Here is a 22,251-nt window from a genome sequence, read left to right on the forward strand (position 1 = left end):
CGGTCAGGGGTGCGGGCGGAGGAGCCGGGTGGCCAACACCGCAGCCTGCGTACGCCGTTCCAGCCCCAGCTTCGCCAGCAGGCTCGACACGTAGTTCTTGACGGTCTTCTCAGCGAGGAACATCTTTCCGGCGATTTCCCGGTTGGTCAGCCCCTCGGCGACGTACCCCAGGATCCGGCGCTCCTGCTCGGTCAACATCTCCAGCTCGCGCGGCTGCTCGACGCCGTTGCGGATGCGCTCCAGCACCCGCTGGGTCACCGCCGGGTCGAGCAGCGACTGGCCGGCCGCCACCCGGCGGACCCCGTCGACGAGGTCGGTGCCGCGGATCTGCTTGAGCACATATCCGTCAGCTCCCGCCATGATCGCCGCGAACAGCGCCTCGTCGTCTTCGTACGAGGTGAGGATCAGACCCCGGATCGACGAGTCGACGGTGCGTACGTCCCGGCACACGTCGATGCCACTGCCGTCGGGCAAGCGTGCGTCGAGGATCGCCACGTCCGGCCGCAGTGCCGGGATGCGCGCCGTGGCCTCCCGTGCCGACCCTGACTCACCCACCACTTCGATGTCGCCGGCGGCGTGCAGCAGGTCGGTCAGACCACGGCGGACGACCTCGTGGTCGTCGAGGAGGAACACACGGATCATCTCCCCTTTCTACAGGTGCGGCTCCGGTGGACACAGGGCCGAAGGTCCCGTCACCCGCGGGTGGACAGGGACCGGGGGCCCGCACCCTTGGGACGTCCGGCCCTGCCGGTCCGGCCCCGGCTGACGCGATGGTGAGGGCTGGTCCCACACCGGGACCTGGCCGGGCTGACCTGCATCTCTGCGCCGTGAAGGATGTGCCGCGATGATCAGCACCACGTTCACACCTGCCGGGCTTCGCGCTGCGGTGGCCGCAGCGATTCGGGCGCCGTCGCTGCACAACAGTCAGCCCTGGCGTTTCCGACTCTCCGACGGTGGCATCGAGGTGCGGATCGATCCGGACCGGCTGCCGCAGGTCGGTGACCCCAACCGCTGGGCGGCACGGCTCAGTTGCGGCGCCGCCGTGTTCAACCTTCGCCTGGCGCTCGCCGTCGCTGGCACTCCGGCGGAGGTGCGGCTCCGTCCGCATCCACATGATCTGGATACCGTGGCCCTGCTGGTCCCCGCCCGGCCACGGCCCGCGACTCCGGCCGAGCAGGACCTGTATTCCGCGATCCCCCGACGGCACAGCAACCGCAGGCCGTTCTGGCCGAACCCGGTAGCGGCGGACGCACGGTGGCGTCTGATCGAGGCCGCCCGGGCCGAGGGCGCATGGCTGGAGATGGTCATTGGAGCGGGCGCGGTCCAGACGGTCGCCGAGATCGCCCGCAGCGCCAACCGGGTGCTGGAACGCGACTGTGCCTACCGGGCGGAGCTGACGCGGTGGATCCGCACCTCGCCCGCCGTTGACGGCATCCCGGTCGAGGCCGGCGGGCCGGTCCCCGAACCGCAGGACCTGCTACCCCAACGGGCCTTCGGGGTACGCACCCGCGCGCCCGGCCGGGACTTCGAACCTGAACCACTCGTCGCTGTGCTCGGTGTCCAGGGCGACAGCGCCACCGACCAGATCACCGCCGGCCAGGCGCTGCAACGCGTGCTCCTCACCGCCACCGACAGCCGCCTCGCCGTCTCCATGCTGTCCCAGCCCATCGAGGTACCCCGAGCCCGCGAGCAGCTGCGACTGGCCCTCGGCAGGTACGGCACGCCTCAGATGGTCATGCGGATCGGGTACGGGCAACCGGGTGGGCCTTCCGCCCCTCGCCGCGACGTCGACGAGACGATCGACCTCGCCTGACCGCAGGACCCCGATCTCGTGGGAGCAGGACAGAGGTCCCACCGGACAGGGATTTGGTCCCGTCGCATCGATGCCCTGTGGTCCTACTGGCACCGCGCCGGTTGCCGTGAACTGTAGTTGAGCGCCGGTCGACCAGGCTGGCGGCAAAGATGGAGGATGCCATGAACGCCATCGTCCCCCCGCGTCTCGACCGGACTCCCCGCAGCGCGTCGGGGACCGAGCCGGCGGCAGGCACCACCGACACGCCGGCCACCGGTGGCGGCACCACCGCCCGGACAGTGGCCAGGTACGCCTGGTTCGCCGCCCGAATCGGGATGGGCTTCACCTTCCTGTGGGCATTCGTCGACAAGCTGTTCGGCCTGGGCTACGCGACCCCGGACGGTAAGGGCTGGGTCGACGGCGGCCACCCCACGAAGGGCTTCCTCGCTGGAGCGGAAGGGCCTTTCGCCGGCTTCTACCACAACCTCGCCGGCACCACGTTCGCCGACATCGCCTTCATGGTCGGCCTGGCCGCCATCGGCGTCGCCCTGCTGCTGGGCATCGGGATGCGAATCGCCGCCGGAGCCGGCGCGCTGATGCTCATCATGATGTACACCGTCGTGCTGCCTCCCAAGACCAACCCGATCATCGACGACCACCTCATCCTGGCCGCGCTGCTCATCGGGATCGCCGCCGCCGGAGCCGGCGCCACCTTCGGCCTCGGCCGCTGGTGGGCCAACACTCCCCTGGTCCGGAGACTGCCCTGGCTCACGTAGTCACCACGGACGAAGGCCGGCACCGCCAAGGCGGTGCCGGCCTTCGTCATGTCACGTCAGTCTGGGCGGAGCCAGGCGGGAGAAGAACCTAGACGAGACCGTTGAGCAGCTGCCGAGCCATGACGATGCGCTGCACCTGGTTGGTGCCCTCGTAGATCTGCGTGATCTTGGCGTCGCGCATCATCCGCTCGACCGGATAGTCCCGCGTGTAGCCGTAGCCGCCCAGCAGTTGCACCGCGTCGGTGGTGATCTCCATGGCGGCGTCCGAGGCGAAGCACTTGGCTGCCGCGCCAAAGTAGGTCAGATCCGCGTCGCCGCGCTCCGACTTGCCGGCCGCCGCGTACGTGAGCTGCCGGGCAGCCTCCAGCTTCATGCCCATGTCGGCGAGCATGAACTGGATGCCCTGGAACTCGGCGACGGCCTTGCCGAACTGCCGGCGCTCAGCCACGTACCCCTTGGCGTAGTCGAGCGCGCCCTGCGCGATCCCGACGGCCTGCGCGGCGATGGTGACCCGGGTGTGGTCCAGGGTCTTCATCGCGGTCGCGAAGCCGGTGCCCTCCGCGCCGATCATCCGGTCGGCGGGGATCCGCACGTTGTCGAGGTAGACCTCGCGGGTCGGCGAGCCCTTGATGCCGAGCTTCTTCTCCGGCGCGCCGAAGCTCACCCCGGCATCGGACTTCTCGACCACGAAGGCCGAGATGCCCCGGGACCGCGCGGACGGGTCGGTGACGGCGAAGACGGTGTAGAACTCCGACACGCCGGCGTTCGTGATCCAGCGCTTCACCCCGTTGAGCACCCAGTGATCCCCGTCACGCACCGCCCGGGTGGTCATCGACACCGCGTCGCTGCCCGCCTCCGGCTCGGAGAGGCAGTACGAGAACATGGCCTCACCCGCCGCCACCGGCGTCAGGTAGCGGCGCTTGAGCTCCTCGGAACCGGACAACAACAGCGGCATCGTGCCAAGTTTATTCACCGCCGGGATCAGCGAGGAGGACGCGCACGCCCGGGCGACCTCCTCGATCACGATGGCGGTGGCCAGCGCGTCAGCGCCCGCGCCGCCGTACTCCTCGGGAATGTGCGGTGCGTGGAAGTCGGCCCCCCTCAGCGCGTCGTAGGACGCCTTGGGGAACTCTCCGGTCTCGTCGGCCTCGGCGGCGTGCGGCGCCACCTTCGCCGTGCAGACCTCCCGGACCGCGTCCCGGATCGCCACGTGCTCCTCGGGCAACCGGTAGACGTCGAACGACTCGCCTGCGGCCATGTCGGCCCCTCCCCTTCACCGCTATCATGCGCAGTCTGTGACGACTCCTGACCGCCGACCGCGCAGACTGAAGACTAGCGACTGCAGTTCAGGTGATGTTACCGGCGCGTAGGCATGGGCCATGCGGGTGCACCCACGCCGCTGGGCGATGATGGAGGACAGACAGTGAGCCACCCCTTCGGTGCCCCGCTTAGGCGCCCCGGCAGAATGCGACGCGACGACGCGCCGCCAGTGCGAGCGGAGATACAGGCGTGACGATCCCCTATCCCACCATCCAGCCGACCCCCGCCATCGCCGCGGTGACACCGCCCTCGGGCGCTCCTCGGCCGCGGGTGACGTTCCTGGGGACTGGCTACCTCGGTGCGACGTACGCCATCTGCTACGCCGAGCTGGGCTACGACGTGCTCGGTTTCGACGTCGACGCGGACAAGATCGCGATGTTGAACGCCGGCCAGGTGCCCATCCACGAACCCGGCCTGGACGAGCTGCTGCGGCGCAACCTCGCCGCCGGACGCCTCCGGTTCAGCACCGACATCGCCGAGACCGCCGAGTTCGGTGACGTGCACTTCATCTGCGTGGGCACCCCCCAGCGGGCCGACGGGATGGGCGCCGACCTGTCGTACGTCGAGGCGTCGGTCACCAGCCTCGCGCAGCACCTGACCCGCAAGGCACTGATCGTCGGCAAGTCCACAGTGCCGGTCGGCACCGCGGACTGGGTGGAGCAGCTCGTCGGCAAGCACACCCCCGGCGACCTTGACGTCGAGGTGGCGTGGAGCCCCGAGTTCCTCCAGGAGGGCTTCGCCGTCGACGACGTCCTGCGCCCCAACCGCATCGTCGTCGGCGTGAAGAGCGAGTGGGCCAACGGCATGCTCTACGCCGCGCACAAGGGCGTGTTCGACCTGGCCGCCACGGAGGACCGCGAGGTGCCCCTGGTGGTCACCGACTTCGCCACCGCCGAGCTGGTCAAGGTCGCCGCGAACGCCTTCCTGGCCACCAAGATCTCCTTCATCAACGCGATGGCCGAGGTCTGCGAGGCGTCCGGTGGCGACGTCACCCAACTGGCCCGCGCGATCGGGTACGACCCGCGGATCGGCAACCGGTTCCTCCAGGCCGGCCTCGGCTTCGGCGGCGCCTGCCTGCCCAAGGACATCCGCGCCTTCCAGGCCCGGGCCCAGGAGTTGGGCGCCGGCGAGGCGCTGCGCTTCCTGCACGAGGTCGACCTGATCAACCTCCGCCGCCGTACCCGCGTGCTCAACCTCGCCGCCGATCTGCTCGGCCGCCGCTCCGGGCCGGCCGGCCCGGACTTCTCCGGCACCCGGATCGCCGTGCTCGGTGCCACGTTCAAGCCCAACACCGACGACGTCCGGGACGCCCCGGCGCTCGCCGTCGCGGCGCTGCTGCACAAGGCCGGCGCGGAAGTGCACGTGTACGACCCGCAGGGCACCGAGAACGCCCGCCGCGCGGTCCCCGAGCTGACCTACGAGGCCGGCATCAACGAGGCGGTCGCCGGCGCCGACCTGGTCTGCGTCCTCACCGAGTGGGCCGACTTCCGCAACGCCGACCCGGTCGCCCTTGGCGAGCTGGTCAACGGCCGCATGGTGGTCGACGGCCGGAACTGTCTCGATTCGGCACTGTGGACCCAGGCCGGCTGGGAATACCGGGGCATGGGCCGCCCCTGACCGCACGACCCCAACCGGCCGGCCACCGAGCATTCGGTGGCCGGCCGGTGTCGTTGTTTGCCCCGGACCCGCCGACAAGAGTCGAAATCCGCGCCAGCTTTGGGCATGCTGCGACAGTGGAAGTCCACAGTGCGGGTGGAGGGGTGTGTCGTGGCGACCTTTCAATGCTCCTCGTGCGGCCGGGAGATCAAGCCGGCCGTGCGATGCCCGCACTGTGGGGCTGATCAGCCGCAGTGGGTCGAGCACCTGGCGGACATCGAGCGTTCGATCGCGGAGATGAAGGCCCGCGACGCCGCCATCGCCCGCGAGCAACGGCAGATCGCCGCCAAGATGCAGGCTGCGCTCTTCCAGCGCGACATCCTCGCCCACGCCGGCGAGGAGCGACTCAAGCAGGCCACCCGGCCACGTCGTGTGCTGCGCCGCCGTGCCGGCCGGCGGCCACCGACCGCCACCAACGGAGCGCCACCCCGGGTGCCCCGGCAGAACACCCCGCCCACCCCGGAGGACCCGCCGCCGCCCCCGCCCCGGGCGAGGTGGCTGGACGCGGACGACCCGGAGCACCCGCCGGAGGCGTCGTCGCGCGAGGTGCAGAACATCCCCCTCGGGCTGGGCGCGCTGCTGCTCGGGGTGGCCGCGGTGGTCTTCGCCGCGGTGGCGACCAGCTCGATGGACGCGGTGGCGCGGCTCGGCATCCTGCTCCTGGCCACCGTGCTGATGCTGCTCGCCCCGCCGGCACTGGCCCGGCGCGGGCTCACCTCGACCGCCGAGACCATCGCCGCGGTCGGCCTGCTGCTGGTGCCGCTCGCCGGCAACGCCCTCTGGGCGGTGGACCGGATCGGCACCGGCGGCGGCTCCGCCACGGTCTTCAGCGGGGTGATCTTCGCGGTCACGGCAGCCGTCGCATTCGGCTACGCCCGTTTGACGGGCCTGCGGGCACCCCGTTTCGCCACCGTCCTCGCCGCGCAGCCGGTGCTGCCGCTGCTGGCGTACGACCGGATCACCGGGCCGGGCGGCTGGGCGCTGGTGCTGACTCTGGTCGCCCTCGTCGACCTCTGGCTGGCCCGCTCCGGCGTGGCCCTGGAACGCCCCGTCCGGCAGGACCTGCCGGTGCCGGGCACCCCGTCGGCGCCCCGCCAGCGCAGCGCTGAGAGCCGACCGGAGGGCGACCCGGAGGAGGCCGGCGAGCTGATCGACGCCAGCGCGGGTTCCGCCGACACCCTGCCGCTGCGCCCGGTGCCCGGGCTACGCGAGCTGACCTGGTTGCTGCACGCGGTGGCGGTCGCCGTCGCCCTGGCGTACGCGGTCACCGCCCTGCTGCGGGCACAGACCGTGCCGACCGCGACCGGCGCCGGGATGGTGCTGCTGCTGGCCGCCGCGGTTGGGCTGGCCGGCGCGCTGGTGCTGCGTCGACCACCGCTGCCCGACGTCGCGGCCGGCATCGTCACCCTGGCCGTGATCGGCGCACTCAGCCGAATCGCCTCGGTGGCGCTGCCCGACCGGGCGTTGCTGCTGATCGCTGTGGTCATCACGGTGACCGGGCTGGCAGTGCGCGCCGTCCCCGAGACCGCCCGGCGTGGCCCACAGATCGCCTCGGCGGTGGCGCTGACCGTCAGCGGTGTGGTGGTCGCCGGAGGCGCGCTACGCGCCGGGGTGGCGCCGGTCCGGGCGTCGCTGCCCGCCTGGGGTGCCGACCTCAGCCGGTACCCGGCCGAGCTGGCCGCCGCGGTCGGGCCGAACACGTGGCAGCTCGCGGGCGCCGCATTCCTGCTCACCATCGCGGCGGTGCTGGCGCTGCCCCCGGAGATCCGCCGCGAGTTCGCGGTCGCCGGCGCGGCGCTGACCGCACTCGCCGTTCCCGCCTCGTTCGGTCTCGGCTGGGCGGCGGCACCCTGGCCGATGGTGGCCACCTCGATCGGCATCGGCGTCATCGGGCTCTCCGCCCGCACCGACCGAGCCGCGGTGGCACACGCCGTCGGTGCGGCCGTGGTGGGCCTGTTCGGCGCTGGCGCCAGCCTCGCCAGCCCCACCCTCACCGCCGCGGTCCTGCTCACCCTGTTCGCGGCCGGCACGCTGGTCGCCCTGGCACCCCGGGTCCGGATCGCCTCGGCCGCCTCCGACACCGTCACCGCCTGGGCGGCCGGAGGCGCCGCGTTCGCGCTACCCGGGGCCGTGGCCGCGTTCGTGGCCGCCACCATGCCGACCGACCCGACCCCCACCCCGGCCAGCCTCCGGGAGGTGACCGTCCCGGTCCTGGCCGCCAGCTTCCTGGCGGTCTGCGTGACCCTCGGCTACGCCGCCGTCGTGCAGGTCTCCCAGCGCCGCATCCCCGCGCCGCTGTCGGTCGGCACCGGGCTGGGCGCCCTGGTGGTCACCGCCGCCGCGTTCGGCGCACCCGGTGCGACCGTCGCCGACGCCTGGGTCGGCGCGCTGCTGCTGGTCGCGGCGGTGTTGCTCTTCCTGGCCCCGTCGATCGACGCCGGCCGACGCGCCGACCTCACCCTGGACGGCTCGGACCTGGCCGCCGCCGCGGTCACCACCGCCCTGATCGCCACCCTGGTGCGGATCGGTGCGGTGCTCGCCCCGGGCGGGCAGTTGGCGGTGGCCGCCGCACTGGTCCTGGTGGTCGCCGTGGGTGCACGCACCATGCCGGAGGAGTGGCGACGCGGGCCGATCCTCGGCCTCGCCGTCGGCGGTGCCCTCATCGGCGTACTCGCCGGCTGGTCCGCGGTGCGCGGTGGCGTCGGTGTGCTCGCCACACCCGGTCCGATCTGGAAGGGCGACCTGATCGGTTGGCCCGCCGCGCCGGTCGGCGGCTCCACCTGGCAGGCTCCGGTCGCGCTGGCGCTGTTGGCCGTCGCGGCAGGCATCCTGCTCCCGCCGCCCTGGCGGTGGGACGTGTCCGGCGTGGCGGCGGTGCTCGCCACGATCGGCGCGCCGGCCGCGTTCGACCTGGCCTGGTGGTCGCCGGTCCTGATCGGCGGGATGGTCGCCACCGTGTACGGCATCGCCGCGGTTGCCACCGAGGAGGCCCGCGCGGCCCTGTCCCGGGCCACCGTCGCCGGGGTGGTCGCGTTGCACGCCGCCGGAGCCGGCCTCGTCCGACCCTGGACCACAGCGTTGGCCCTGGGCAGCATCGCGCTGATCGGCGTGGTGGTGGCCGCGCTGGCCCGTGTGCTGGCTGGCCCGCAGGTGACCGACATCGAGACCGAGGGGATGCCACCGCACCTGGCGCAGATCGGCGGTGCGGCGATCGGTGCCGCATTGCTGGCCCTCCCCGGCTCGGTGGCGGCGCTGGCCGCAGAGTTCGACCACTCGGCGGAGGTGGTGCTGACCGCCGCGCTGGCCGCGTCCAGCCTCGGCCTGGCCGCCGTGGCCGCGGTCCGCCGGGAGGTGCCGCAATATCTGCCCTGGGTCAGCGCGGCGGTGGTCGGCGGTGCCAGCATCAGCGCCCTCGCCGCCATCCCCACCGGCCTCCCCGCGGGCGTCTACGCGGCCGCCGCCGCCCTGCTCGGCGTGCTGGCCGAGCTGATCCGCGCGGCCACCGTGCCGCCCACCGGCGCCGCCCAGCCGGTCCGGCGTTGGGCGGTACGGCTCGACGGGGCACTCCGTCGACTGCCGGACGACCCCGAGCGACGGCGGTGGCGGTTCAACCCGGCCGCCGGCGCGTTGGCCGCGGCGGCCCTTCCGACCGCCCTGGCACTCGCCTCGATCACGCCCGCGCTGGTCACCGCACTGGTCGAGCCGCACCGCACACTGACCCGGATCTGGCAGGGCCCGCCACCGGAGCTGCTCACCCCACCGCCGGACGTGGTCAACCCGACCCACGTGCTGACGGCCCTGCTGCTCACCGCGACCGCCGCGCTGGCCGCCACCGGGTTCAGCGGTGGGCGTCGTTCCCGGGCCGTCCCGGTGGTGCTGCCCGGAGCAGCCGTCACCCTGCTGATCGCGCCCACCGCGCTGGGCCGGGGCTGGCCGGCCAGCAGCGTCGCCGCGCTCTCCGTCTTCACCATCGCGATGCTCGGTCTCGCGCTGACCCCACCGCCGCCGCTGGCCGAGCGGGCCCGCTCACTGCGGCTGGCCCGGGTGCTGGTGTTCGCCATCGGTCTTGCCGGTGGCAGCGCCGGGCTCGCCGGCAGCCTGGCCGACCGGCAGTTGACCCTGTTCACCCTCGGCAGCGCCGTCGGGGTGGGCGCGGTCGGTGCTTTCTTCGGCACCACCCAGCGGGCACGCATCCTCGGCTGGCTCTTCGCCTCGCTCATGGCGCAGCTCTTCGTGCTCACCGCCGGCCTGGTCGCCGGGCTGGCAGCGGTCTGGTCCGCGTTCGGGGTGCTCGCCGTCGGAGCGGTCCTGCAGGTGCTCGCCGCGACCCTGCCCCGGCTGCGCCGCCCCGAGGCGCAGCGCGAGGCCTCCACAGTCGAATGGAGCGGCTACGCTGCCGCGCTGATCGCCCTGGCCCTCGCCTTCGACTCGCCCCGACACATCGCCGCCCTGCTGGCGGCCTGGGGTGCGGTCCTCGGGGTGGCGGCGACCCGACCCGGTCGCCGGCCGGTGGAACGCCGCATCCTGTTCTGGGCCGTGGTGGTCTGCGAGATCACCGCGTGGTGGATCCTGATGCGGGTCGCCGACGTGGCGCTGCCCGAGGCGTACACGCTGCCGTTCGCCGCCCTGGCCCTGCTCGTCGGGGTGTTGGAGCTGCGCCACCGAGCGGACCTGAGCAGCTGGGTGGCGTACGGGCCGGCGCTGGTCGCCGCCTTCGTACCGACGCTGGCCATCGTGCTGGCCACCGAGTCCAGCACGCTGCGGCAGATGCTGTTGTTGCTCGGCGCGGTCGCGGTGCTGATCTTCGGCTCGTCCACCCAACAGCAGGCACCGGTGATCGTCGGCGCGTCGGTGACCGCGATCACCGCGATCCACGCCCTGTTCAGCCTCGGCCCGTGGCTCGCGCTCATCCCGGTCGGCATCCTGCTGCTCGTGCTCGGCGCGAGCAACGAGCGCCGACGCCGCGCCCAGGAACGCCTCCAGACCGCGCTACGCGGCATGAGGTGAATCGGAGGGGCCCTGCGGCGTGGGTGAGTGGGCGCGGTGAGTGGCCCGGGGTTCGCGGCTGGGGTCGATCATGGAGTTGTGGTGGGTGACAAAAGCCCCCAAGGTGCCTTCTTATCGGCACCACAACTGCATGATCGACGAGGCTGGGGTCTGACGCGAGCTACGGGAGGGTTGCCTGGAGGGCGGCTTCCTTGCTCGCCACCAGCTTCTCCAGGTCCTCCTGGTAAGTCGTCATCCTGGCGCGCAGGCCGTCGTCGCTCGCGCCGAGGATCCGTACGGCGAGCAGGCCGGCGTTGCGGGCATTGCCGATCGACACGGTGGCCACCGGGATCCCGGCCGGCATCTGCACGATGGACAGCAGCGAGTCCATGCCGTCCAGGTGCTTCAGCGGCACCGGCACACCGATCACCGGCAGTGGCGTCACCGAGGCGACCATGCCCGGCAGCGCGGCGGCACCTCCAGCCCCGGCAATGATCACCTTCAGGCCCCGGTCTGCGGCGTCCCGCCCGTACTCGATCATCGCGACCGGGGTCCGGTGCGCCGAGATCACCCGCACCTCGTACGCCACGCCGAAGTCGTCCAGCACCTCGGCGGCGGCCCGCATGGTCGGCCAGTCCGAGTCGCTGCCCATGATCAGCCCGACCGTGGTCACTGGGGTCTCCTTCTCGACCGAGGTGGTCACTCGTGCCCCTCACGCAGCCAGCGCGCGGCCCGCGCCGCGCGTGCCCGTACGTCATCCAGGTCGTCGCCGAGCACCGTGACGTGCCCGACCTTCCGGCCGGGTCGCACCTGCTTGCCGTACAGGTGCACCTTGGCGCCCGGCTCGGCGGCGAAGAGGTGGTGCAGCCGCTCGTCGATCGACATTCCGCCCGGCTCTCCGCCGAGCACGTTCGCCATCACCACCACCGGCGCGGTCAGCGAGGTGTCGCCCATCGGGTAGTCCAGCACCGCCCGCAGGTGCTGCTCGAACTGCGAGGTGCGGGAGCCCTCGATGGTCCAGTGCCCGGAGTTGTGCGGCCGCATGGCCAGCTCGTTGACCACGATCGCGGGCCGACCGGCCTCGTCGCGCACCTCGAACAGCTCCACGGCCAGCAGGCCGATCACGCCGAGCGCGGTGGCCAGGTCGATGGCGAGCTGCTGGGCGGAGACCGCCAGCTCCTCGTCCAGGCCGGGCGCCGGGGCCAGCACCTCCACGTTGATGCCGTCCCGCTGCACCGTCTCGACCACCGGGTACGCGGCCACCTGGCCGAACGGCGACCGGGCGACCTGCACGGCCAGCTCCCGACGCAGCGGCACCCGCTCCTCGACGATCAGCCGGGTGCCGCCGGCGAGCAGCGTTGCTGCCAGCTCGCCGGCCTGGGTCGCGTCGTCGACCATCCACACGCCCCGGCCGTCGTAGCCGCCGCGCGCCGCCTTGAGCACCACCGGCCAGCCGACCTGCTCACCGAAGTCGACCAGGTCGGCGGGCTCGCCGACCGGCCGCCACAGCGGGTTGGGGGCGCCCAGCTCCGTCAGGCGTTCCCGCATGACCTGCTTGTCCTGGGCGTGCAGCAGCGCGTCCGCCGGCGGGTAGAGGGTCACCCCTTCCGCCGCCAGCGTGCGGATGTGCTCCGAGGGCACGTGCTCGTGGTCGAAGGTGACGACGTCGCAGCCCTTGGCGAAGGTGCGCAGGGCGGCCAGGTCGGTGTGGTCGCCGTACTGGACGTCGGCGGCGACCAGCGCCGCGCCGTCGTCGGGGGCGGTCGCGAGCACACGCAGTGACTGGCCGAGGGCGATCGCGGCCTGGTGGGTCATCCGGGCCAACTGGCCGCCACCCACCATGCCGACAACAGGCAGACCGGTACGGGAATCCATAGCGCGGCCAGCCTATCCGGGCCATCGGCACGCCCACCCGGAGGGCCGGCACCCGCGCCGCCGGCCCGGTCCGGAGACGGGCGGCGCCGGGAGCGCGGGCACTACAGGGCGTGGCGGGGCGCTCAGCTGAGCTCGGCGACCAGCTCCTCGACCGAGGTCACCGGCCGCTGGCAGACGAACCCCCGGCAGACGTACGCGGCGGACCGCCCGTCGACCAGCGGACGGTCGGCGAGCAGCGGCACGCCGGGCTGGTCCGGTTGCCCGGCGACGACCACGGCCCCGGGCGGGGCGTGCCGTCGAGCCGCGGCCACCAGGGGATCGCCAGCCGGATCGTCGGTCACCACGGCGATCTCGTACGGCCCGGAGAGCAACGCCTCACCGACCATGGCGGCGTAGCCGGTGAATCGGGGGTGCTTACCGACGATCGGCGCGACAGTGGCGAGCGCCGCCTCGGCGGCCTCCCGGTAGCGCGTCTCCCCGGTCAGCGCCGAGTACGCGACCAGCCCGGCGATCAACGCCGACCGGCCGGACGGGGTGGCGTTGTCGGTCGGGTCAGCGGGCCGGGCCACCAGCCGTTCCGCGTCGTCGGCGGTGTCGTAGAAGGCACCACCGGGCGCGGCGAAGTGCGCCAACGCGGTGTCCAGCAGCTCGCCGGCCAGCGTGAGCCAACGGCCCTCGCCGGTGAGCTGGTGCAGCGAGCAGAAGGCCTCGGCAACGCAGCCGTAGTCCTCCAGGACGCCGGCCGGCTCGCCGACCTTGCCGTCCCGGGAGACCCGGCGCAGCCGGCCGTCCACCAGGTGCACGGCAGCCAGGTGCTCGGCCGCGTCGCGCATCGCGCCGTCGGCGACGATCGTCACGCCGTCCATCAGGTTGGCGTCCTCGTCCTGCGGAGACGCGTACAACGCGGCCACCTGGAGGAATTCGACGATGGCGGTGATCGCCAGGCCGTTCCAGGCGGCCACCACCTTGTCGTCGCGGGCCGGCTGCGGCCGGGTGTCCCGGGCACTGAGCAGCTGCCCGACGACCTGCTGCCAGCGGGCCCGCACCTCGGGTGCGGCGTCGTCGACGTCCCGGGCGAGCTTGAGCACGCTCATGCCGTGCTCGACGCCCTTCTTTCCGTCCGGAGTGCCGTCTTGCGGCGCGGAGGCGGAATGAGGGGCGAAGGTCCCCTCGTCGGTGACGGCGAAGAGGTCGGTGGCCCAGCGGCCGTCCTCCTCACCCAGCGCCTCGACGAGCTGCGCGGGTGTCCAGGCGTAGGTGAGCCCCTCGACGCCTTCGGTGTCGGCGTCCAGCGCTGACGCGAAGCCCTCGCCCGGCCGGTGCAGCTCGTCGGCGAGGAAGCGGGCGGTGTCCCGCGCCACCCGCCGGGCCAGCGGGTCACCGGTGAGCCGCCACAGCTGGGTGTAGAGCCGCAGCAGCAACGCGTTGTCGTAGAGCATCTTCTCGAAGTGCGGAACCGTCCAGTGCGCGTCCACCGAGTATCGGGCGAAGCCGCTGGCGAGCTGGTCGTAGATGCCGCCACGGGCCATCGCCTCGGCGGTGTGCCGGGTGATCTCCAGGCTGCGCGGGTCGCCGGTGCGCTGGTGGTGGCGCAGCAGGAAGAGCAGGTTCATGTGCGGTGGGAACTTCGGGGCGCCCCCGAAGCCGCCGTTCGTGGCGTCGTACTCGCTGGCCAGCCTGCCGGCCGCGGCGTCGAGCAGCGGCGCGTCCAGCGGGGCGGTGGGGCCACCCACGGCCTGCGCGCCGCCGATCGCCTCGACCACCGCGGCGCCCTGGCGCACGACCTCCTCGCGCTGCTCCCGCCAGGCGGTGGTGACCGACTGGAGCAACTGGACGAAGTTGGGCCGCGGGAAGTAGGTGCCGCAGAAGAACGGGGTGCCGTCCGGGGTGGCGAAGACAGTCATCGGCCAGCCACCCTGGCCGGTCATCGCCTGCGTCGCGGTCATGTAGACCGCGTCCACGTCCGGGCGCTCCTCACGATCCACCTTGATCGACACGAATTTGTCGTTCATCAGGGCGCCGACCTGCTCGTTCTCGAACGACTCGTGCGCCATGACGTGACACCAGTGGCAGGCCGCGTAGCCGACCGAGATGAGCACCGGGACGTCCCGCCGTTTCGCCTCGGCGAACGCCTCGTCCGACCAGGGCCACCAGTCGACCGGGTTGTCCGCGTGCTGGAGCAGGTACGGGCTGGTGGCGTCGACGAGTCGGTTCACGCCCACGACCATAACCAGCCCTGGCGCGGACCGCGCGGGCTCCACCCGGATGGTCCGGCGGCCGGAGCCTCAGGACCGGGTTGCGGCGGCCCGGGCCTCCGGCCCGGGCCGGGACCCGTCAGCCCTTCTTCAGCCGGACCACCACGGTGTCGGCGTCGGGACCGACTAGTGCGGGAGGGTCAGGAGGCACCGTCGGCGCGCAGCCGGAACACGTTCGACTCCGCCGAGTCGCGCAGCGTACCGAGCACCGCGCCGATCTTGTCGGCCGGCATCGGCTTGAAGAAGTGGTAGCCCTGCGCGGAGGTGCATCCCAGCTCGGCCAGGGCCATCCGCTGCTCGGCGGTCTCGACCCCTTCGGCGACCACCCGCAGGCCCAACTCGTGGGCGAGCCCCACTGTCGTCCGTACGATCGCCGCCGCCTCCGGCGAGTCCGTCATCCGGATCACGAACGAGCGGTCCACCTTCAACTCGTCCACGGCGATCCGGGTGAGGAAGGTCAGTGACGAGAAGCCGGTGCCGAAGTCGTCGACCGCGAGCTGCACGCCCATCGACCGGAGCGTGGCCAGCACCTCGTCGATGACCTCCAGCTCACTCATCACCACCGTCTCGGTGATCTCCAGAACGAGCCGGTGCGGCGGCACCTGGTGGCGGCGCAGCGCGTCGGCGATCTCCGCCGGCAGCCGGGGGTCGAGCAGGCTGCGGGCCGACAGGTTGACCGAGATCGGGACGTCCAGCCCCTCACGCGCCCAACTGGCGGCCACGCTGAGCGCCTTGTCCAGCACGTACCGGGTGAAGGTGCCGAGCTGCTCGCTGTTTTCCACCGGCCGGATGAAGTCGGCCGGGCTCAGCCACCCGCGCCGGGGATGCTGCCAGCGGATCAGCGCCTCCACGCCGGTGGGCGCACCCGTGGCCAGGTCGACCGCCGGTTGCAACGCCAACACCAGCTGGTCGTCGACCAGGAGCGCCTCGCGAAGCTCGGCCAGCAGGGCGAGCTGGTCGGTGCTGGCCGCGTCCCGGGTGCCGTCGTACACGGCGACGTTGCCGCCGCCCTCCTTGGCCTGGTACATCGCGATGTCGGCCCGGCGCAGCAGCTCGGTCAGGTCGGCGGTGCCGGCGTCGGCCACCACCACCCCGACGGAAACCTCGATCGACATCCGTACGCCGGCCACCTCGGTCGGCGCGGCAAGCCGTTCGGCGATCTCGCGGGCCTGGCGCAGTGCATGGGCCATCGGCGCGGCCCGGTCACCGAGCACCGGCACCGCCGTGAGCAGCATGGCGAACTCGTCGCCACCGAGCCGACCGAGCAGGTCACCGGGGCGGACCAGCGCGTCGAGCCGGTTCGCGGTCAGCCGCAGCAACTGGTCGCCCGCGGCGTGGCCGAGGGTGTCGTTGCCTTCCTTGAACTGGTTGATGTCCAGCAGGAGCAGCGCCACCGGGTGATCGTGCGCGAGTTGCCGCAGCGACTGGTCGCCCTTGCCGAGCATCGCCGCCCGGTTGGCCAGCCCGGTGAGCGGGTCGTGCACCGCCTCGTACGACGAACGGGCGGTCACCAGCCGCAGCTCGCGGTGGGTCGCGGCGTCGTGCAGCGCGGCGGCGAGCGCGTCGCCGAACGCGGCCACCGCGTCGCGCTCCCGCGCGGTGGGCGGGGCCGAGCGGGGGAACCGCACCCGCAGCCGACCGACCGGCGCGGCGCCGACCGACAGTGCCCGGCTCAGCTCGTGCTCGTCGGGCTCCGACTGGTCCGGTGGGTCCGTCTCGCGGTCGACCAGTTGACCGCCGGCGTCGCCCCGGTACCGGTGCCACCGGCCGTCGGCCCGCGCCACGTCGACGTCCACCAGCTCGGCGTTGAACAGCGTCAGCCCTCCGGTGACCGCCGCGGTGGCCACGCCGCGCTCGTCGAGCTGGTTGAGGGCCGCGGTGGCCTCGGCGAACGCTCTCCAGGTGCGGCGCTCCTGATCGGAGCGCAGCCGGTAACCGTAGGTCTGTTGCAGCAGCCAGAGCAGCGGCGGCAGCAACAGCAACCAGCGCGGGTCGAGTTCCAGGAGGGCGACCACGACGAGGCCGACCGCCACGTTGCCGACGAACATCAACAGCTTGCCGCGCAGCGCGGCGAGCAGCGGCGGCCCGATCGGCAGGCCGTGCCGCAGGCCCAGCGTCACCCCGCCCAGCCAGGCGGTCACCAGGAGATAGGTCACCGACCCGGCGATCAGGGCCAGCGCGAGCTTCGGGGTGGGCGGGGCGAGCAGCGGTCGCCCGAGTGCGGTGGTCACGGAGACGGCCAGTGCCGACGCGGCGGCCAGCGACGCGGCGATCCGGACGAGCTCCAGGACCGGGCGGCGGTCGTTGTGCAGCGAGAGCATCGTCCAGGCCAGCCCGGTGCCGAGCAGCGTGGCGGACGGGAGCCAGCCGGCGGGAGCCAGGTAGAGGCAGACGATCAGCGCGGCCTCGCCCCAGGTGATGCTGACCATGCCCGCGGACGAACGGAACCGCAGTCGGGCGAGCTGGGCGAGAGCGAGGACGGCGACGGCGATGCCGAAGCGGGCCGGACCGCCGAGGGGGTCGTCGACCGGCAGCTTGACCGGCAGGGTCAGCCCGACTGCGGCGGCGGCCACGGCGGTCAGCGCGACGGCGGCGGTGAGCACGAGCAACCGGACCGGTGTGCCCCGCACACCGAGCCGGTCGAACGAGCCACCGGCTGGACCGGAGGTCATCGACCTCCCCCGTCAGCCGACCGACCGAGGTTACGGTGGGCGGCCGCTGCTGTGCTGGTCATCGGCGCCCCCTCCCGCACACGGCTCGGGGACTTTTGGTCCCCCCGGCGGAAGGCTAAGCCAAACCGGGTGGCCGCAACAGGGGGCGACCAACCGGTTCGGCGTGATTCATGCGCGGACTACCCGTTCCGCTGCTGCTGGTGCCCATTGGGAGTGGGCGTGGATGAATCACGCCCCCCGGTCCCGTCTGTCGGATCGACGACTGCCGCATCGGCCCTGGTCGGGTCGGTCGGCCCCGCCTGCTGCGGAAACCGGTCGGGCAGGCGGCGCAGCCGAGCGTTCATGTTGCGGATCAGCAGGATGGTCGCGGTGGCCAGCAGCAGGATGAGGAACAGGCCCATCGGCCCGGCCAGACCACCCGTGCGGGTGTCCCCGAAGTTGTTCTCCGCGAGCACCTGGGCAGCGGTCAGCATGGCGTTCCTCCGATGTGCGGTTGGTAACCAGGGTAGACCCGACGGAAATCAGCGTGCGTGGGCCGTCTCCCGCACCCCGGCGAAGAGATCCGACTCGGGCAGTGGGCTGTCGACCATCGAGCGGGCCAGCTCGTAGTCCTCGGTCGGCCAGGCGCGCTGCTGCAGCTCCATCGGAACCTGGAACCAGAAGCCGTCCGGGTCGACCTGGGTGGCGTGGGCGCGCAGCGCGTCGGCGCGAACCGTGAAGTAGTCAGCGCACTCCACCCGCGTGGTGATCCGAGGGCCCTTGTCGGGCCGGTCTTCCCACCGCTTGAGCCACTCCTCGTAGGGCGACTCCAGACCGGCGGCCAGCATGCCCTCGTGCAGGGCCATGATCTTGCCCTTGGAGAAGCCGATGTCGTAGTAGAGCTTCAACGGCTGCCAGGGCGCGCCCAGCTCCGGGTAGCGCTCCGGGTCACCGGCGGCCTCGAAGGCGGCCATGCTCACCTTGTGGCACATGATGTGGTCCGGGTGCGGGTAGCCGCCCTCTTCGTCGTACGTGGTGACGACGTGCGGACGGAACTCGCGCATCAGCCGCACCAGCGGCCCGGCGGCCACCTCGACGTCCTGCAGGGCGAAACAACCCTCGGGCAGCGGCGGCAGCGGGTCACCCTCGGGCAGGCCGGAGTCGACGAAGCCGAGCCACGCCTGGTCGACGCCGAGGATCGCCCGTGCGGCGTCCATCTCGGCACGCCGGATCTCGGCGATGTTGGCCCACACGTCCGGCCGGTCGAGCTTGGGGTTGAGCACACTCCCGCGCTCGCCGCCCGTGCACGTCACGACCAGGACGTCCACCCCCTCCGCGACGTACTTCGCCATCGTCGCTGCGCCCTTGCTCGACTCGTCGTCCGGGTGCGCGTGCACGGCCATGAGACGCAGTTGCTCTGCCAACGTCGGCGCTCCTCGTCTGTGCCGGACGGTGGACCCGACCGGGCTCGACCGGCTGACCTGCCGGGATCTTTCCTCACCGCACCCCAGTCGTCGGTCAGCAGCGCGGGCATGACCTGCCATTCCTGCCGCTGGACCGGGTGGGAGGATGGGACTCTGTCATTCTTGCTGATGCCGCCGACAACAACGCCAGGAGATACCCGCCGGTGACCGAGACGCACGCCACAATTTCACGAGGTGCTCCGGTTTTCCCGGCCGGGCGCTACGGCCGCCGCCGCGCACCGGGCGGACGGCGGCGACGCACGTTGCTGGCGGCGGTGGTGCTGCTGGCGCTCGTGGCCACGCTGACCGTGATCTCCGTCCGGCTCTACCGCCAGTACGGTGACCCGGTCTATGACGCCCAGGTGATCACCTACACCGACATCACGGACAATCAGGTGCTGGTCGACTTTCGGGTGACAGTGCCGTCGGGCGGATCGGCGGTCTGCCTGCTGCGTGCCCGGGACCGCGCGGGCGCCGAGGTGGCTCGCGAACAGGTCACGGTGACCGCCGAGCCCGGCAGCCGGCACGTGACGACCCGGCACCGCCTGGCCACCACCGCACGGCCGTTCATCGGCGAGGTCATGCGCTGCCGACCGGTGTCCTGACCTGCCATAACAGCCCCGGCCACGAGGGCCGGGAAGCACCTACGCGCGGTGTCGGATCCGGGCACCGGCGGTGATGGCCGACACCCTGTGTCGTACTGCACTGGTAACTTGGTAGTTCACCTGTCAGCCAGCCACGCACAACTGAGGAGAACGCCTGTGTCCACTGGCAACGAGGCGCCCGCCACCTGGCTGTCGCAGGACGCGCACGACCGCCTCCAGGCCGAGCTCGACGAGCACATCGCCAACCGCCCGGCCATCGCAGCCGAGATCAACGCTCGGCGCGAGGAGGGCGACCTGCGGGAGAACGGCGGCTACCACGCCGCCCGCGAGGAGCAGGGCAAGGCCGAAGGTCGCATCCGCTACCTCCAGGAGCTGCTGCGCACTGCGAAGGTCGGCGAGGCGCCGACGGCGGACGCGGTCTCGCCCGGCATGGTCGTGACGATCTACTTCGATGACGACGCCGACGACACCGAGACCTTCCTGCTCGGTTCGCGGGAGATCGCGGCCACCACCGACCTGACCGTCTACAGCCCCGAGTCGGCGCTCGGCAAGGCCATCCTGGGCGGTCGGCCCGGGCAGACCTGCACCTACACGGCGCCGAGCGGCGCCGACATCAAGGTGACAGTGGTCAGCTTCGAGCCGTTCTCCGGCTGATCGGCGGCGGCCCTACGAGCCGCTCCCCAGCACCGCTTCCGAGGCGTGGCACCCACCGGTGTCACGCCTCGGCGGCGAAAACCACCTGGTAGCCGCTGGCCCGCAGGGCGCTGATCAGCGTGTCCGAGTGCTCCACGCCCCGGGTCTCGACCGACAGCGCCACCTCCACCTCGCCGAGGCCGAGGTGTGGGTTGGCCCGCTGGTGCTCCACGTCCACGACGTTGGCCCGGTGCTCGGCGATCTGGCTGAGCAGCGACGCGAGTTGTCCCGGCCGGTCCGAGCAGCGCACTGTCACCCGCAGGTAGCGACCCGCGGCGGCCAACCCGTGCTCGATCACCCGCAGCATCAGCAACGGGTCGATGTTGCCGCCGGACAGCACCGCGACCACCGGCGTCTCCACCTCGACCACGCCCGCCAGCAACGCGGCGACGCCGACCGCCCCGGCCGGCTCGACGACCTGCTTACCGCGTTCCAACAGCATCAGCAGGGCCCGGGAGATGTCCTCCTCGGAGACCGTGACGATCTCGTCGACGAGTTTCCGCACGTGGTTGAAGGTGATCTCCCCCGGCCGACCGACCGCGATGCCGTCGGCGATGGTGGAGAAGGTGGGCAGCCGGACCGGCTCCCCGGCCACCAGCGAGGGCGGGAACGCCGCCGCACCGGCGGCCTGGACGCCGATGATCCGGACGTCCGGTCGCAAGGCCTTCGCGGCCACCGCCATGCCCGAGATCAGCCCGCCACCACCCACCCCGGTGATGATCGTCTTCACTTCCGGGCACTGTTCGAGGATCTCCAGCGCCACCGTCCCCTGACCGGCGATCACGTCGGCGTGGTCGAACGGGTGGATCAGCACCGCGCCGGTGCGCTCGGCGTACGTGTGCGCGGCGACCAGCGACTCGTCGACGGTGTTGCCGGCCAACTCGACCTGCGCGCCGTACCCCTTGGTGGCGGCCACCTTCGGCAGCGGCGCGTTGACCGGCATGAAGACGGTGGCGTGCGTGCCGACCAGGCCGGCGGCGAGGGCCACGCCCTGCGCGTGGTTGCCCGCGCTGGCCGCGACCACGCCCCGCTCCCGCTCCTCGGCCGACAGCCGGGAGATCCGCACGTACGCGCCCCGCACCTTGTACGAGCCGGCACGCTGCACGTTCTCGCACTTGAGCCAGGTCGGCCCGCCCAGTGCCGCGCTGAGCGGACGGGAGGGCTCCAGCGGAGTGGTCCGGATGACGCCGGCGAGCAACTCCCGTGCGGCCCGCACGTCGTCGAGACTGACCAGTTCCGTCATGCCCCGATCGTGCCACCCGCCTCCGGAGTCCTTTGCGGCGCACCGACCGGGCCCGGCCCCGGGGCGAAACCAGGCGGGACCGACCCGGCCGGCCAGACCGGGGCGTTCGGCCAGACCGGGGCGTTCGGCCACGCTGGCACCGCGCGGGCGACGCGGGCCTCCTGGGCTGCGGAGATCCGCTGGATCAGCAGGTACAGCGCCACCGCGGCGATCACGCAGGCCACCGCGGGCACGGCGTTGCGCAGGAGCGAGTCGCGGTAGTAGTCGCCGTACGCCTGGTAGTCGCCGTTGGTGGATGGTGTCTCCGGCAGCTTGTCGTACGCCCGGCTGTCGAGGCGGCTGACCACCCGCTCGCCAATGCTGAAGACCAGCCAGGCACTCCACCAGACGGTCACCAGGTCCGGGGTGAAGCGCCGCCAGAGGCTGTCCCGCGCCACGTTGGCGATCACCCGGACCGGCATCACGAGGTTCGCGAAGGGCACCAGCCAACCGGCGATCGCCCACCCTGCACCGAGCGTCGGCAGCGCGCCTGGGAACGCCTCGATGTTCTTCCGCGCCCGCCACGTCCAGATGATCACGAGCACGGCGGCGGTGAGGTACGCGGCCACCATGGGCAGCGACAGCACCACCTGCACGATCAACGCGGCGAGCAGCAGCTCATGCTCGTTGTCGACCCGGGCCTGCCGAGCCAGGGCCATCCCCACCAGCGGGGAGAGCGCCACCGCCAGGTACAGCACGGTGGTCGCGCCGACCGCGATGCGGGCGGCCAGACCGAGCCCGCGCACCCGGTAGGTCGGCAGCCCGGGAGTGACGGCGGGCTGGCCCAGCGGTGTGTAGCACCGCTGGCATTCGTTGTGCTCGGGGGACGTGGCGCCCCCACAGGTCTGGCAGTGCATGAGAGCCCCCGGTCCGCGCGTTGATGCGCGCACACCGTAG

16 protein-coding genes are annotated in these 22,251 nt (G+C 72.4%); 6 read left to right on the top strand and 10 right to left on the bottom strand.

All coding sequences use genetic code 11. From position 1 onward, the window contains the following. Positions 1 to 3: 3 nt before the first annotated feature. Positions 4 to 642 carry a response regulator transcription factor gene (locus KBX46_RS17150; RefSeq protein WP_088946276.1) on the bottom strand — a complete coding sequence of 213 codons (639 nt, stop codon included), beginning with the start codon at positions 640 to 642 and terminating at the stop codon, positions 4 to 6. Between the two features lie 202 nt (positions 643 to 844). Here KBX46_RS17150 and KBX46_RS17155 point away from each other — a divergent pair, with 202 nt between their 5' ends. Both KBX46_RS17155 and KBX46_RS17160 read left to right on the top strand, forming a co-directional pair. Continuing rightward, positions 845 to 1,813, top strand: coding sequence for a nitroreductase (locus KBX46_RS17155; RefSeq protein ID WP_247667668.1), 969 nt, complete (start codon positions 845 to 847; stop codon positions 1,811 to 1,813). Positions 1,814 to 1,974: 161 nt separating this feature from the next. Next, on the top strand, positions 1,975 to 2,568 hold the full coding sequence (locus tag KBX46_RS17160; protein WP_088946275.1) for a DoxX family membrane protein: 594 nt from the start codon (positions 1,975 to 1,977) through the stop codon (positions 2,566 to 2,568). Between the two features lie 88 nt (positions 2,569 to 2,656). Here KBX46_RS17160 and KBX46_RS17165 read toward each other — a convergent pair whose 3' ends face one another. After that, positions 2,657 to 3,826: an acyl-CoA dehydrogenase family protein gene (locus KBX46_RS17165; protein WP_088946274.1), complete on the bottom strand. Its 1,170-nt coding sequence runs from the start codon at positions 3,824 to 3,826 to the stop codon at positions 2,657 to 2,659. Between the two features lie 251 nt (positions 3,827 to 4,077). Here KBX46_RS17165 and KBX46_RS17170 point away from each other — a divergent pair, with 251 nt between their 5' ends. Both KBX46_RS17170 and KBX46_RS17175 read left to right on the top strand, forming a co-directional pair. Beyond that, positions 4,078 to 5,505, top strand: a complete 1,428-nt coding sequence (locus KBX46_RS17170; protein ID WP_099850637.1) for a UDP-glucose/GDP-mannose dehydrogenase family protein — start codon at positions 4,078 to 4,080, stop codon at positions 5,503 to 5,505. A 150-nt stretch (positions 5,506 to 5,655) separates the two neighbouring features. After that, a complete protein-coding gene (locus KBX46_RS17175; protein ID WP_210793221.1) occupies positions 5,656 to 10,551 on the top strand; it encodes an SCO7613 C-terminal domain-containing membrane protein in 4,896 nt (1,631 codons plus the stop codon). A 160-nt stretch (positions 10,552 to 10,711) separates the two neighbouring features. Here the strand turns inward: KBX46_RS17175 and purE are convergent, their stop codons facing one another. The 6 genes from purE to mca form a co-directional block, all read right to left on the bottom strand. Continuing rightward, positions 10,712 to 11,203: a 5-(carboxyamino)imidazole ribonucleotide mutase gene (gene purE / locus KBX46_RS17180; protein WP_088951467.1), complete on the bottom strand. Its 492-nt coding sequence runs from the start codon at positions 11,201 to 11,203 to the stop codon at positions 10,712 to 10,714. A 26-nt stretch (positions 11,204 to 11,229) separates the two neighbouring features. Next, positions 11,230 to 12,405, bottom strand: a complete 1,176-nt coding sequence (locus KBX46_RS17185; protein WP_088946271.1) for a 5-(carboxyamino)imidazole ribonucleotide synthase — start codon at positions 12,403 to 12,405, stop codon at positions 11,230 to 11,232. A gap of 122 nt (positions 12,406 to 12,527) precedes the next feature. Next, entirely contained in the window at positions 12,528 to 14,621 is a 2,094-nt protein-coding gene (locus tag KBX46_RS17190; RefSeq protein WP_210793222.1) for a thioredoxin domain-containing protein, read from the bottom strand. Between the two features lie 179 nt (positions 14,622 to 14,800). After that, the gene (locus KBX46_RS17195) at positions 14,801 to 17,332 is read right to left on the bottom strand and encodes a bifunctional diguanylate cyclase/phosphodiesterase (protein WP_210793223.1); all 2,532 of its coding nucleotides are present in this window, start codon (positions 17,330 to 17,332) and stop codon (positions 14,801 to 14,803) included. A 179-nt stretch (positions 17,333 to 17,511) separates the two neighbouring features. Next, positions 17,512 to 17,805, bottom strand: a complete 294-nt coding sequence (locus KBX46_RS17200; RefSeq protein ID WP_210793224.1) for a hypothetical protein — start codon at positions 17,803 to 17,805, stop codon at positions 17,512 to 17,514. Between the two features lie 48 nt (positions 17,806 to 17,853). Further along, positions 17,854 to 18,735 carry a mycothiol conjugate amidase Mca gene (mca, locus tag KBX46_RS17205; protein WP_141907931.1) on the bottom strand — a complete coding sequence of 294 codons (882 nt, stop codon included), beginning with the start codon at positions 18,733 to 18,735 and terminating at the stop codon, positions 17,854 to 17,856. A 203-nt stretch (positions 18,736 to 18,938) separates the two neighbouring features. Here mca and KBX46_RS17210 point away from each other — a divergent pair, with 203 nt between their 5' ends. Beyond that, the gene (locus KBX46_RS17210; protein WP_088946267.1) at positions 18,939 to 19,379 is read left to right on the top strand and encodes a DUF4307 domain-containing protein; all 441 of its coding nucleotides are present in this window, start codon (positions 18,939 to 18,941) and stop codon (positions 19,377 to 19,379) included. Positions 19,380 to 19,535: 156 nt separating this feature from the next. Further along, on the top strand, positions 19,536 to 20,033 hold the full coding sequence (gene greA / locus KBX46_RS17215; protein WP_099850624.1) for a transcription elongation factor GreA: 498 nt from the start codon (positions 19,536 to 19,538) through the stop codon (positions 20,031 to 20,033). A 61-nt stretch (positions 20,034 to 20,094) separates the two neighbouring features. Here the strand turns inward: greA and ilvA are convergent, their stop codons facing one another. Beyond that, positions 20,095 to 21,315 (bottom strand): threonine ammonia-lyase, encoded by a 1,221-nt coding sequence (ilvA, locus tag KBX46_RS17220; RefSeq protein WP_088946265.1) that lies wholly within the window; start codon positions 21,313 to 21,315, stop codon positions 20,095 to 20,097. Further along, complete coding sequence (locus KBX46_RS33020; RefSeq protein ID WP_210793225.1) at positions 21,312 to 22,211, bottom strand: DUF4328 domain-containing protein; 900 nt, start codon at positions 22,209 to 22,211, stop codon at positions 21,312 to 21,314. The genes ilvA and KBX46_RS33020 overlap by 4 nt, the downstream gene beginning before the upstream one ends. Positions 22,212 to 22,251: the final 40 nt, after the last annotated feature.

The sequence above is a fragment of the Micromonospora sp. C81 genome, assembly GCF_018070425.1.
In the GTDB taxonomy this organism is placed as follows: Bacteria; Actinomycetota; Actinomycetes; order Mycobacteriales; family Micromonosporaceae; genus Micromonospora; species Micromonospora zamorensis.

What these genes read in the sequence shown, in the direction of transcription:
- KBX46_RS17185 (WP_088946271.1), bottom strand. Translation starts at nt 12,405, where the DNA reads ATGGATTCCCGTACCGGTCTGCCTGTTGTCGGCATGGTGGGTGGCGGC.
- KBX46_RS17155 (WP_247667668.1), top strand. Translation starts at nt 845, where the DNA reads ATGATCAGCACCACGTTCACACCTGCCGGGCTTCGCGCTGCGGTGGCC.
- KBX46_RS17195 (WP_210793223.1), bottom strand. Translation starts at nt 17,332, where the DNA reads ATGACCTCCGGTCCAGCCGGTGGCTCGTTCGACCGGCTCGGTGTGCGG.
- KBX46_RS33020 (WP_210793225.1), bottom strand. Translation starts at nt 22,211, where the DNA reads ATGCACTGCCAGACCTGTGGGGGCGCCACGTCCCCCGAGCACAACGAA.
- ilvA (WP_088946265.1), bottom strand. Translation starts at nt 21,315, where the DNA reads ATGACGGAACTGGTCAGTCTCGACGACGTGCGGGCCGCACGGGAGTTG.
- KBX46_RS17160 (WP_088946275.1), top strand. Translation starts at nt 1,975, where the DNA reads ATGAACGCCATCGTCCCCCCGCGTCTCGACCGGACTCCCCGCAGCGCG.
- KBX46_RS17165 (WP_088946274.1), bottom strand. Translation starts at nt 3,826, where the DNA reads ATGGCCGCAGGCGAGTCGTTCGACGTCTACCGGTTGCCCGAGGAGCAC.
- KBX46_RS17150 (WP_088946276.1), bottom strand. Translation starts at nt 642, where the DNA reads ATGATCCGTGTGTTCCTCCTCGACGACCACGAGGTCGTCCGCCGTGGT.
- KBX46_RS17200 (WP_210793224.1), bottom strand. Translation starts at nt 17,805, where the DNA reads ATGCTGACCGCTGCCCAGGTGCTCGCGGAGAACAACTTCGGGGACACC.